This is a genomic window from Geodermatophilus sp. YIM 151500 (assembly GCF_025716945.1).
In the GTDB taxonomy this organism is placed as follows: domain Bacteria; phylum Actinomycetota; class Actinomycetes; order Mycobacteriales; family Geodermatophilaceae; genus YIM-151500.
The window spans coordinates 77,907-88,792 of the sequence record NZ_JAOVZT010000016.1 but is presented as its reverse complement, the minus strand read 5'-3'; the positions used below and the strand labels follow the sequence as shown (position 1 = coordinate 88,792).

At 73.7% G+C, this 10,886-nt stretch carries 10 protein-coding genes and 1 pseudogene; 9 read left to right on the top strand and 2 right to left on the bottom strand.

What is annotated here, in order from left to right; genetic code table 11:
• The 9 genes and pseudogenes from OF117_RS20265 to OF117_RS20225 all read left to right on the top strand — a co-directional run.
• A pseudogene (locus OF117_RS20265) lies at nucleotides 1–224 on the top strand (hypothetical protein); the annotation flags it as partial.
• Nucleotides 221–1,735 (top strand): SCO6880 family protein, encoded by a 1,515-nt coding sequence (locus tag OF117_RS20260; RefSeq protein WP_318014275.1) that lies wholly within the window; start codon nucleotides 221–223, stop codon nucleotides 1,733–1,735. The pseudogene OF117_RS20265 and the gene OF117_RS20260, both read left to right, overlap by 4 nt.
• Nucleotides 1,732–3,240, top strand: a complete 1,509-nt coding sequence (locus OF117_RS20255; RefSeq protein ID WP_263554658.1) for an ATP-binding protein — start codon at nucleotides 1,732–1,734, stop codon at nucleotides 3,238–3,240. The genes OF117_RS20260 and OF117_RS20255 overlap by 4 nt, the downstream gene beginning before the upstream one ends.
• A complete protein-coding gene (locus OF117_RS20250; protein ID WP_263554657.1) occupies nucleotides 3,237–4,406 on the top strand; it encodes a M23 family metallopeptidase in 1,170 nt (389 codons plus the stop codon). Before OF117_RS20255 ends, OF117_RS20250 begins: the two co-directional genes overlap by 4 nt.
• Nucleotides 4,407–4,470: 64 nt before the next feature.
• The gene (locus OF117_RS20245; RefSeq protein ID WP_263554656.1) at nucleotides 4,471–6,381 is read left to right on the top strand and encodes a type IV secretory system conjugative DNA transfer family protein; all 1,911 of its coding nucleotides are present in this window, start codon (nucleotides 4,471–4,473) and stop codon (nucleotides 6,379–6,381) included.
• On the top strand, nucleotides 6,378–6,935 hold the full coding sequence (locus OF117_RS20240; RefSeq protein WP_263554655.1) for a hypothetical protein: 558 nt from the start codon (nucleotides 6,378–6,380) through the stop codon (nucleotides 6,933–6,935). The genes OF117_RS20245 and OF117_RS20240 overlap by 4 nt, the downstream gene beginning before the upstream one ends.
• On the top strand, nucleotides 6,935–7,495 hold the full coding sequence (locus OF117_RS20235; RefSeq protein WP_263554654.1) for a hypothetical protein: 561 nt from the start codon (nucleotides 6,935–6,937) through the stop codon (nucleotides 7,493–7,495). The genes OF117_RS20240 and OF117_RS20235 overlap by 1 nt, the downstream gene beginning before the upstream one ends.
• Before the next feature lie 16 nt (nucleotides 7,496–7,511).
• Complete coding sequence (locus OF117_RS20230; RefSeq protein ID WP_263554653.1) at nucleotides 7,512–7,808, top strand: hypothetical protein; 297 nt, start codon at nucleotides 7,512–7,514, stop codon at nucleotides 7,806–7,808.
• A gap of 3 nt (nucleotides 7,809–7,811) precedes the next feature.
• Nucleotides 7,812–9,122 (top strand): hypothetical protein, encoded by a 1,311-nt coding sequence (locus tag OF117_RS20225; protein ID WP_263554652.1) that lies wholly within the window; start codon nucleotides 7,812–7,814, stop codon nucleotides 9,120–9,122.
• Nucleotides 9,123–9,253: 131 nt separating this feature from the next.
• Here the strand turns inward: OF117_RS20225 and OF117_RS20220 are convergent, their stop codons facing one another.
• Both OF117_RS20220 and OF117_RS20215 read right to left on the bottom strand, forming a co-directional pair.
• Complete coding sequence (locus OF117_RS20220; protein WP_263554651.1) at nucleotides 9,254–10,225, bottom strand: HIT family protein; 972 nt, start codon at nucleotides 10,223–10,225, stop codon at nucleotides 9,254–9,256.
• Entirely contained in the window at nucleotides 10,195–10,683 is a 489-nt protein-coding gene (locus tag OF117_RS20215; protein WP_263554650.1) for a TIR domain-containing protein, read from the bottom strand. The genes OF117_RS20220 and OF117_RS20215 overlap by 31 nt, the downstream gene beginning before the upstream one ends.
• Nucleotides 10,684–10,886 lie beyond the last annotated feature (203 nt).

The following is a 10,886-nucleotide window of genomic DNA, read 5'->3' as shown; positions in this document are numbered from 1 at the left end:
CGTCCCGGCTCGGGCGGCCGCCCGGCCGGGAGGACGGCTCCCGCTCGCTCAGCGGCTCGACGTCCGAGCTGCACGGGACCGACGGAGGCGACGGCCCGGTTGCCGTGGCCTGGCCGGCGCAGCACGTCGACGGCGCCGGGCCCGGCGAACCGGGCGAGGTCGATCCGCCGGCCCCGCGGATGCCGCGGACCGACGACGGGCCTGGCGACGGCGGTGCGCGGTGAGCGCGGCCCGATACGGCGACTACGCCAGGGACGTCTCGGGCTGGTTCCTCGGGATGACCGGCGCCCAACTGGCCCTGGTCACCCTCGCCGGGGTTCCGGCGCTGCTCGCCCTCAACGCCCAGGCCTGGGGCCTGTTCGTCCTGTGGCTGACGGTGTGGGCGCTGCTGGCCGCGGTGCTGCTGGTGCCGGTCCGAGGGCGCTCGGCCGGCCGCTGGCTGGTCGATCTGCTCCTGCACGCGATCGGAGCACTCATGGGATGGACGGTGTTCGGCTCCCGGGCCGCGTCAGGGACGGCCGAGAACCTGGCCGAGGCGGATCTGCCGGGCGTCCTGGCCGGCATCCGCACCCACGACGGGCCGCCCTTCGGTCAGCTGTTCACCCGCCCGGTGATCGTGCAGAACTGCGCGGCCCGGACCTGGGCGGCCGTCGCGTCGATCGCCCATCCCGGGATCGGCCTGGCCGAACCGGACGAGCGCAACCGGATGGGCGCCGGCCTGGCCGAGCTGTGCGAACTCGCTGCCCGCACCGAGCTGGTCGACGTCCTGGCCCTGCAGGTACGTACCGTGCCCGACGACGGCACCGAGCGCGCCGCGTGGGAACGAGCCCACACCCGCGCGGACGCCGCACCCCTGGCCACCCGGATCAACGCGCTCCTCGGGGCCACCCTCACCCCGGCCGCGGTGCGCACCGAGGCCTTCATCACCGTCGTCGTCGGCGAGGCGCGGATGAGCCGCGCCGCGCGGGAGTCCGGCGGGGGTGTGGACGGCCGCGCCCGGGTCCTGCACGGGGTGATGGCCGAGGTGGAGGCGGCGCTTCGCGGAGCGGTCGGCTGCACCGCGGTCACCTGGCTGGACTCCGCTGCCCTCGCCGCCGCGGTCCGCACCGGCTTCGCCCCGGGTGAGCGCGGCCAGCTCATCGCCGCCGACCTGGCCGCCGCCGACGGCGCCGAGCTGGCGACCGGGGTGCCGATGGCTGCCGCCGGCCCCAGCCAGGCCCGGGCCGAGGTACGGCACTACGCGCACGACGCGTGGGCGTCGGTCACCGACACCGTCCTGCTTCCCGACTCGGGAGCGGTGCTCGGCGCGCTGGCCCCGGTGCTGGTGCCGACGGTGGCGGGGGAGCGGCGCTGCCTGACCGTCTTCCTGGCCCCGATGCCGCTGGACCGGGCCACCCGCCTGGTCGGCCGGGAGGAGATGAGTGCCACCACCGGCAACGAGCTGCGCGCCCGGATGGGCTTCCGGCAGCGGGCCCGGCAGCGGCGCGACACCGAGCGGATCGGCGCGGCGGACGAGAAGCTCGCGGCGGGGCGGGCCCTGGTCCGCCCCGCCGTCGCCGCCTGCGTCACGGTCCCCGCGACGTGGCCGGTGGCCGAGCACGGTCGGCGGTTGGATGCGTCCATCCGCGCGGCCGGCTACGTGCCGCTGCGGCTGGACCTGGCGCAGGACTCCGGTTTCGCCGCCGCCGCCGTTCCCCTCGGCGTCGGACTGCCCAACCGCCGGAGCCGGCGGTGAGCGGCCGCGGGACTCGCCGGGGTCGGGACGTCGCCGTCCTGCTCGACGACTTCGGCCACCGGCTGCCTCCGCTGCCTCCCGCGGATGCAGCACCGCGTGAACGGGGCCCGTTCACCCAGTTGGTGCCCGGCCGCGGAAGTCGCGGTCGCGGCCGGGGCCGGGCGGCGGCGCTCGCCCCGCTGTCGGTGTGGCGGATGACCTCGGAGCAGACGCCGGTGGTGTGGCCGCTGATCGCCACCTCCGGTCTGCCACCCACCGGCGCGCAGATGGGACTGGACCTGCTGTCGGGCGGCGCGTTCTACTGCGACCCCGTCGGGTGGGTCACCGACGACGACATCCCGGTCACCAACCCGAACGTCGTCGTCTTCGGCAAGCCCGGCCGCGGCAAGTCGGCCACGGTCAAGGCCTTCGCGCTGCGCATGCTCGCCTACGGCTACCGCACCCTGGTCCTCGGCGACACCAAGGACGAGTACGAGCCGCTGTGCCGCGCGCTCGGCGTCGAGCCGTTCGTCATCGGCCACGGCCTTCCCGCCCGCGTCAACCCGCTGGCCTTCGGTCCGCTCGGGCACGGTTGGGAGCGACTCGGCGCCGCCGAGGCCCGCCGCCGCGAGGCGCTCGTGTTCGCCCGGTGGCTCGTGCTGCTCCGTGGGCTGGTCGCCTCCCAGGCGGTGCCGTTCGGCCCGGTGGAGGAGACCGCCGTCGGTGCGGCGCTGCGCCTGCTCACCGGGTACCGCAGCGCAGCCACCCGGCTGACCGAGCCGACCATCCCGCAGCTCTGGCAGACCTTGGACGAGCCTCCGCCGGAGCTGGTCAGCGGCTGCCGCTACGCCGACCGGCGGCACTTCCTCGACGCGACCCGAACGCTGCGCGACGCGCTGGGCTCCCTGGTCAAGGGCTCCCTGGCCGGGCTGTTCGACGACCACACGTCGATCGAGGTCGACTGGCGCGCCCCGATCCAGTCCCTGTCGCTGTCCCGCCTCGAGCCGCTCGGTGACCAGGCCGTCGGCATCGCGCTGACCTGCCTGAACTCCTGGGGTCAGGCGATGCGGGAGATCGCCGACCCCGGTGATCTGCGGATCGTCGTCCGCGACGAGACGTGGCGGCAGATGCGCCTGGGCGCCGAGGCGATGAAGAGCCTGGATGCCAACCTGCGGCTGTCCCGCCGCGACGCCGACGTGCAGGTCCTGCTGGCCCACAAGCCGTCGGACATGCTCACCGCCGGCGACGCCGCGTCCCAGGCGGTCGCCATCGCCCGCGACCTGCTGCACCTGTGCGACGTCAAGGTGCTGCACGGCCAGGACCAGGCCGTCGGCGACGAGCTGGGCAGCCTGCTCGGCCTGGCGCCGGCCGCCCAGCGGCTGGTCACCGGCTGGGCGGTCGCCGGCAAGGGCCGGGCGCTGTGGCTGGTCGGGGACCGGGCGTTCAAGGTGCAGACCGTCCTCACCGGGCCGGAGCTGCGGCTGACCTACACCAACGAGGCGCTCGCCGCCGGAGGCCCGACGTGAGCGGGACGGCGGCGCGGGCGGTGGAGTCGTACGCGCGGGCGTGGCTGTGGCGGGCCGCCGCTCCTTGCGCCCTCCCGGTGTTCGCGGGGCTCACGCTGCTGCTGATCCCGCTCGCGGTAATCGGTGCTCACGAGGCGTCGACGTCGACTGCGTCGTCGGCCTGCTCGATCGGCGGCACCGGCGCCACCGTCGCCGGCATCGAGCTGGACGCCGTCCAGATGGGCCACGCGCAGACCATCGCCGACGTCGCCGCGACGCGCGGGCTCCATGCGTACGCGGCCACGGTGGCGCTGGCCACGGCCTACCAGGAATCCCGCATTCGGATGCTGGCCAACGACGGCAGCAGCCCCGAACTCACCGGCGAGCAGGCCGCAGTGACCGCGACCAGCCTGCATTACCCGCACGACGGGCTCGGCTCCGACCACGACAGCGTCAACACCTTCCAGCAGCGCTGGATGGCCGGCTGGGGCACCGTCGCCGAGCTCATGGACCCCGTCTACGCCGCGGAGGCCTTCTACGCCCGGCTGGTCGAGGTGCCCAACTGGCAGACCATCCCGCTCACGCAGGCGGCCCAGGCCGTGCAGGTCTCCGCCGCCGGCGGCGCCTACGCCCGCTGGGCGCCGCTGGCCCGGGAACTGACCGCCATGCTGTGGCCGACCGCCCAGGCCGCAGCGGCCGCCCCCGCCGGCGCGGCGCCCGCCGTCTGCCCGGGACTGCCGGTGGCCGCCGGAGCGTGGATCCGGCCCACCGCCGGCACCGTCACATCCGGCTACGGGTCCCGCTGGGGAATGCTGCACGCCGGCGTGGACATCGCCGGCCCCCGCAACACGCCCGTCTACGCCGCCGCCGACGGCACCGTGCTTCGAGCCCAGTGCACCAGCGACTACTGCGACCGCGACGGCGGCCTGAGCCTGGCCGGCTACGGCAACCTGGTCGAGCTCGACCACGGCGGCGGGGTGATCACCCGCTACGGGCACCTCTCCGCGTCCACGGTCACCGCCGGCCAGCACGTCGCCGCCGGAACGCTGGTCGGCTTCCAGGGCTCGACCGGCAACAGCACCGGTGTCCACCTGCACCTCGAGGTCCGCATCGACGGCGCGCCGGTCGACCCGGTGCCCTGGCTGGCCGACCGCGGCGTCGACCTGCACGCCTCCGACCCCGGATGAGCCACCCACGCCCGCGAACCAACGAAGGAGGGGCCATGAACGGAACGCCGACAGGACGGCGGCAGTGAGCGCCGCCCGGTTCCACCAGGACGTCGGCCCTGCCGGCTGGGAGATCCCGACGGCCGCCGCCCTGGTGTGGCTGGTGTCCGCCGCGCTGCTGCTACCAGCGGGCCGCGCCGCCGCGGCGTTGCTGGCCGGCGGCGGCTGGGTGTGGCCGGACGGGTCGGCCGCCCTGGTCGCCGCCGTCGGCGGCCTATTCACGGGCGACCGCACCGCGGGCCTGGACGCCGCGCAGACGGCGGCGCTACCGCCGCCCGCGGCTGTGTACACCGCCATCGCCGGGTGCCTCGCACTCTTCCTGGCCGGCAGCGGGGGAGCGGCCTGGGCCGGGGACCGATGGTTCACCCGGCGGTCGGGCATGGCCACCCGCAGCCAGGTCGGCGCCGTGCTCGGCAGCGGCCGGCTGCGCCGGGTCGGACCCGTCGTCCGTCCCGACCTGGCCTCGGCTCGTCGGCGTGGGCCTCGCCGAGTCATGACCACGGACGTGGGATGGCGGCTGGGCCACGCCGCCGTCCCCGCCGCCGGGCAGCTGTGGGTGCCCTTCGACCGCACGACCGGCGTCTACGGCCCGCAGGGGTCCGGCAAGACCCTCGACCTGCTCGCCCCTGCCCTGCTCGACGCGCCCGGCGCGGCGCTGGTCACCCTGACCAAGGCCGAGGACCTGCTGCTCACCCTCGACGCCCGCGCCGCCGGCGACCGCCCGGTCGCCGTGCTCGACCCCTTCGGCGCGGTTCCTGGACTGCCGGAGCTGGTGTGGGACCCCGTCGCCGGCTGCGTGGATCCCATGACGGCCGAGCGCCGCGCCAAGGCCTTCACCGCCGGCACCGTCCCCGGTGCGGTCACCGGCGGGACCACCGACTCGGCGGCCCGCTTCTACGCCTTCGAAGCCGCCAAGGTGCTCCAGGGCTACCTGCACGCCGCCGCGCTGACCGGCCGAACCATCGAGGACGTCCTGGAGTGGGCCGCCCACCCCCAGGCGGCGACCCAGCCGGCCGACGTCCTGCGCGCTCATCCGCACGCCGCGCCCTTCTGGGACGGTCTGCTGCACGGCGCCCTGCACGGCGACCCGCGCACCGCCGGAAACACCGCCACCACGGTGCAGCAGGCGCTGACCCTGTTCTTCCAGGCGGCCATCCGCCGCCGGTGCACTCCCGGGCCCGGTCGGCCGGCCACCGACATCGCCGCGCTGCTGGCCGCCGGCGGCACCGTCTACCTGCTCGGCCGCGAGGATCCCTACGCCTCGGCGGCCCCGCTGATGACCGCTCTGGCCGAGCACGTCCTCGACACCGCCCTGCAACTGGCAGGCGACGCCCCGACCGGGCGGCTGTGCCCGCCGCTGCTGGCCTGCCTGGACGAGCTGCCCTCCACCGCGCCGCTGCCCACCCTGCGCACCCGGATGGCCAACGACCGAGCCCTCGGGGTCAGCTTCCTCTACGCCGCGCAGACGTGGCGGCAGCTGGTGCTCATCTACGGCGAGGACGAGGCCCGCGCCCTGTTCGGGCTCACCAACGTGCTCGTCGCTTTCGGCGGCGGCAAGGACGGCGACTTCTACCGCCAACTCTCCGAGCTGCTGGGCAGCACCCGGGTCCGGCGCACGTCCTACAGCTACCGGGGCACCGGCTGGTCACGATCCACCCACGGCGAAACCGTGCCCGTGCTGCGGCCGGAAGAGATCCGCCAGCTGCCGCCCGGCCGGGCCCTTGTGGTCGCGGAGAACGCCCCACCGCTGATCGCCGGGCTGACCCGCTGCCTCACCGGACGCCGCGGCGCGCAGCTGCTGGCCGCGCAGGCCGCCGCCCGGGACCGCGTCGCCGCCGCCCGCGAGCACACCGCCAGCGTGGCCGAGCGCACCGGTCGTGCGCACGCCGCGGCCGCCCGCGCGGGTCTCACCCCAGCCGAGCGGGGCCTTCGATGAGCGCCTCCCACGTGGCCCTGCCGTTCCCGCCGCCGCCGCGGGAGATCCGCCGGGCCTTCGAGCAGCTCCGGCAGGCCGAGGACGCCGGCCTCGACCCCGCCGGCCTGCGGCTGCTCGACCGGCCCTGGGACCCGGCCACCTGCTCGGCTCATCTGCGCGCCCGGCTGTGGCCGTGGCTGGACGACGTCGCCGCCTGGCTCAACCACGGCTACGCCTGGCAGACCACCCAGGCCATCCCCTCCTGCTGGCCCGCCCATCCCCACCTCGTGCACGAACTCGCGGTCCTTGCCTGCCTGCGGGCGACGGCCGCCGACGCGCCGGCTCCGCACGCGCTGGAGGAGTGGCACCGCTACGCGCTGCCCGCCTTCCACGCCCGCCTGGCCGAGCGGCTGGGCATCGGATGTCCACCCGGCCGGCACACCGACTGGCCGGCCCGCTCATGGGCCGCCGAATACAAGAGCCCGCAGGCGACCGCGGTGCGTCGAGCGACGTTCGACGGCGACCTCGGCGCCACCCCGACCGGCCACACCGCCGAAGCGGCAGGAGGCCAGTGATGCACAACGCCTTCCCGTCCGACCGCGGCGAGTGGGTGTCGCTGCTCGCCGGCGTGCGGATCAGCCGCGCCTGGATGGTCCGGCACACCCCCGACCTGCTGGCCGCCTGGTGCGACGCCGCGACCGCCGAGGGCCGCCGCGCGATCGCCACGCGCATCCTGCAGATCGCCGCCGACCTGGAGAGCGAACCCGAGCACGGCGACGAGGACGCAGCCACCGACCCGGCCTGGCGGCAGCTCGTGGCCCGCATCGACGCCCGCCTCGTTGACGGCCCGGACTGGCTGCCGCTGGCGGCCGCGCTCGCCCGCGCCGCGGCCGCCGGCTACGACGTCGCTGCCCGGCTGCCTGCGTTGGCCGCCGCCGCTCCGCTGCCCGCCCGGCACCCGGCTCGCGAGCTGCACTGGCGGCTGCTCGACGACGGCGCCGCCGCCCTGCCGGCGCGCGGCGCCACCGACCAGCGTTCCTCGGACGCGCACAGCCCGGTCGGTCCTCCACAGATGTCCCGCGACACCCCCGCCGCCGGCCGCGGCGACGCAAGCGTCGACAGAACGAACCCGTGAGGAAAGGACGTGCCTCATGACCGTCGACACGGTCAGCGACCTACTCGGCTATGCCGCCTCCCTGCTCGACGCCGTGGGCGCCGACCGGGAGCAGGTGCCTGCCGACATCGCCCTGGAGTGCCTCTACGCTGCAGAACTCCTCGAGCTCGCCGGCGGACGCACCGAACCGGTCCCGCTGATCGATGGCGATCCCGTCGCCAGCATCCGCGCAGCGATGGGCGCACTTGGCCTTCTCGACGAGGGCACTTTCGCCAGCACACCGGTGCTCGACGCCGCGCGCGCCGCCCGCCGTGCCCTGCGACGGCTGGGCTGAGCGGTGGTCACGACGCTGCGGCAGCTGCTCGACGACCTCACCGACCGAGCCGGTTCCCGCCCCGCGGCGGCGACCATCGAGGACGTCAGCGGAGCACTGGCCCACCTGGGTCGGGCGCTGTCCGGACTGGCCGAGGACGGGCTCACCCCTGGCGACAGCCACCGGCAGCGCAACGCCTCCGCACTCGCAGCCGCTGTCGCCACCGCCGGCCGGCTGTGGCCCCACATCGGCGGGCCGCTCACCGACCTCGCCGGCGCCGCCGCCGACCTCATCGGCCGCGACCGGTCCTTCATGGGTCGCTCCCACCGCTGGGCGGTCACCGTCGAAGTGGCCGAGGTCGCCGACCACTGCGCAGGGCTCGGTCGCCGGCTGCTGCCGGAGGCGGCAGCTCCGGAGCTGGACGTCGTCCGCCAGTTGGCCGCCACGATCGAGCGTGACGCGCAGGCCGATCCGCCGACCGCCGCGGCCTCCGTGGTGCTCGAGCGTCTGGTTCCCCCGGCAGGCCCGCCGTCCGGAGAGGTGACCGTCCTGGGCGCCGCCGCAGGTCTCCTGGCTGCGCTCGACCGCGCACGGCAAGCCGACGACCTGACACTGCGGGACTTCCGGGCCGCCGTCGCTGCCGCCGAGCTCACCAGTCGCTACGCCGCCGTCGCGGCGGGCATGACCGGGAAGGACGCCGGACCGCTGCTGGTCTCCGGGCTCGCCTGGCAACTTGCCGGTCGCGCCAGCATGGTCTTCCACGACGGACGTCGAGGAGCCCCAGGCGATCGCGGAGGCGTCGTCGCGTCGTCGCAGGCGCTCGTCCGCGTCCTGCGCAACGCGGTCGGTGTGCCCGCCGAATTGGGGGAGCAGCACGGCCAGAGGACGTCCGCGGACGTGGCAGCTGCGGTACAGCAGGTCGCAAGCCACATGCCGGTCCTCGCCTACCGCCTCACGATGGCGGTCGAGCGCTGGTCCCGCACCGGCCAGCTGTTCGTGAACGCCCGAGACCTGCCCCCCATGGAAGCCATGCCCGTGGACCGCATCCAGGCGGTGATCGCAGGACGACACGTGCGGACCAGCGGCGCCGACCTCGGCGGTCTTCGGCAGGTCGTCGGTCGGGCCGCTGATCTGTCGACAGGACTGGCCGATGCGCTGCACCGCGCGGCCGGGACAGAGCCAGTGGCGCAACGGCCCCCAACCGACCGGCGCGACCGGGGAGCGAAGGTGCCGGGCAACGCCGAGCGCGTGCTCAGTCGTGCTCACGCCGTCGACCGCGACAGCCAGGGGATCCGGCTGCTCCGCGCGTCGCGACAGATCCCACCGTCCCGATAACCGATCCGGCGACGGGAACGCGCCGATGGCGGCATGAGCGGGCGCTCCGGCAGCGACGGCGACGGAATGACGCACGACGCTAGGTGCGGGCACACCGACTGCCTAATCGCGACAACCTTCTCTGCCGAGCGCTACGGCTGCTGGCTGGGCGTGTTTCCGGGCGTTTCCGAACCCGCAGGCTTCTCCGCCGGGCCCGCGAATAGGGCGATGACCAAGAGCGCGCCTCCGACGACCGCGAGCGGACCATAGAACAGCCAGACAGACCAACTGCGGAAATGATTCGGCCACCACCAGCGAGGGGGGCGAGCCTGAGTCGCTAAGCCCTTCATCGACAACGGAACAACCGAGTTGTCGTCGGCAACCGAGTCGTAGACATTTCTGGCCCGACGCTCGGCGTTGAGGTACCGGGCATCAAGGGCTCCAAACGCTATAAGTGTCAGAATGCCGAGCGCGATGAATGGCCAACTTTCGCGCACTAGGGCTACTCCGAATGCTGCGCCAGCGAGCGTGACCGACCAACCCTTCGCCGCGGCCGACGACCCCGCCATCCGCCCAATGGCTCCCGAGATCAGGTCAAGGTGCTTTCGTCGGTCTTCTCGGTCCTGCTCGCTGGCCATGTCGTATCCGGCAGGCTTGGACGTCGCCACAGCGGCTTCAAGACTGGACCGCATCGCGTCCAAGTCTGCTGTCGACCATTTGGGGTTCGGCGACGGCCAAAAGTCCTCCACGGCGTCGCTCGCCCATCGAGGCACGACGTGGACGTGCAGATGGTTGACCGTCTGAGTGGCCGCCCGGCCGTTCGACTGGATCACGTTGAGCCCCTCGGGCCGCATGGCGTCGCGCGCCGCGGCAGCGACGCGCAGCACCTCCGAGGCGAGATTTCGGGCTGTTCCCTGAGATAGAGCCCATATGTCGGCGGCGTGATCGTCTGGGACCACCAAGACGTGCCCCCGCGTTGCCGGTTCGTCCGGCAGGAACACAGTGACACCGAGTCGCCGGGAGACGATGCGAGCCGGTGCGTCCCCCGCGATGATGTCGCAGAAGGCGCAGTCCGGCTCGCGTATGGGATTCATCAGGCGCGCTTGACGGCGCCGTTCACCCAAGACTCGAAACTGTCCCGGATGGTGGCGTACACAGCCTTACTGTCGATACCGCTAGGATTGTGGAGGGTGACGTGGCGGCTGAGCGCCATGCCATCAGCGTCGAAAACTTTGTCGAAGGGGTTCTCGCCGTAGAAACCCTTGTTGCCGTTCAGGTCAAGCATCCCGTGTACACGGATGCCAACGAGACGCCTCTTGTCCTGCCAAGCCTTCTCGATCTCATACCTGACCCACTTGCGGGAGGCCGTCTCGCCGCCGACCAGCACGACGACGGCGTCCTTGCCCGCCATCTCCTTCGCGATCCAGTTCTTGACCGCCTGATCGCCGCCCGCCTTGATGGTTTCCCAACGCTGGGCGTTGACCTCCTCGCGATCCTCCTCGATGGCGCCGATGTTTCGGATGCGCTGACACCGGGTCACGTCACCGTCGTAGTGGAAGCTCAGAAAGACCTTCTTGGCCATGTAGCACGCTCCTGCCCGTTGACTCCTAGCTGACTTCTTCCGGATGCTCCCATGGACCGCCGACAGTCTGGGCGGAGCGCCCCGACCGCTCATCGGCATCAAGGCGTCCGGTAGGCAGATCGGAGTTGTGACCCAGGGCTGCCACTAGCGTGCGACACCGTCGCCGGAGGTGGCGTCGGTCACGACAGCATCTATAGCTTCAT

Bases quoted from the DNA above. Each gene is read 5' to 3' on its own strand.
- OF117_RS20240 (WP_263554655.1), top strand. From the start codon at position 6,378: ATGAGCGCCTCCCACGTGGCCCTGCCGTTCCCGCCGCCGCCGCGGGAG.
- OF117_RS20230 (WP_263554653.1), top strand. From the start codon at position 7,512: ATGACCGTCGACACGGTCAGCGACCTACTCGGCTATGCCGCCTCCCTG.
- OF117_RS20215 (WP_263554650.1), bottom strand. From the start codon at position 10,683: ATGGCCAAGAAGGTCTTTCTGAGCTTCCACTACGACGGTGACGTGACC.
- OF117_RS20235 (WP_263554654.1), top strand. From the start codon at position 6,935: ATGCACAACGCCTTCCCGTCCGACCGCGGCGAGTGGGTGTCGCTGCTC.